The 595-nt window shown below is 29.6% G+C and carries 2 protein-coding genes; both read left to right on the top strand.

All coding sequences use genetic code 11. The features are described 5' to 3' along the window. The coding region (rplI, locus tag AZI32_RS17450; RefSeq protein ID WP_157450985.1) for a 50S ribosomal protein L9 at positions 1–267 on the top strand (267 nt) is incomplete at its 5' end. Positions 268–290: 23 nt separating this feature from the next. Beyond that, positions 291–595: DnaB-like helicase N-terminal domain-containing protein (locus tag AZI32_RS17445; RefSeq protein WP_275934999.1), on the top strand; the 305-nt coding region annotated here is incomplete at its 3' end.

Raw genomic sequence — 595 nt, 5'->3', positions numbered from 1 at the left:
TACGAAGCAGCAGTTGAATTAGGAAAGAAAATGGAAGAAATGAATATAACTATGTATTCTAAAGCTGGTGATGGTGGAAGATTATTTGGTTCTATAACATCTAAAGATATAGCTGCTCAAATAAAAAAAGAACATGGAATAGATGTAGATAAGAGAAAAGTTATATTAGATGAGCCTATAAGAGTTTTAGGTTCAAGATTTGTTGAAATAAAAATACATCAAAAAGTAGTTACTAAAATGAGAGTAGACGTAAAAGAAAAACAATAAGAAAAACACTAGAGGTGAGATAAATGGAGGATATAGGTAGAATTCCTCCACATAGTGTGGAGTCTGAGCAATCTATACTAGGATCTATACTATTAGATAAAGAAGCTATAATAACTGTTACAGAAACTATAAAACCTGAAGATTTTTATAAAGAAGCTCATAAAATTATTTATGAGTGCATGATGAAGCTAAACAATAAAAATGAGCCTATAGATTTAATAACTCTTACTGAAGAGTTAAAGAAGCAAGGTCATCTAGAGGATATAGGAGGAATAAGCTATATAACTAGCTTATCTACTATAGTACCTACAACTTCTAATGTTAAGTA

It is taken from the genome of Clostridium sp. ATCC 25772 (assembly GCF_001573875.1).
Classification (GTDB): Bacteria; Bacillota; Clostridia; order Clostridiales; family Clostridiaceae; genus Clostridium_J; species Clostridium_J senegalense.
Note: the sequence above shows the minus strand (reverse complement) of the source record. Positions and strands in the feature narration are given on the sequence as shown.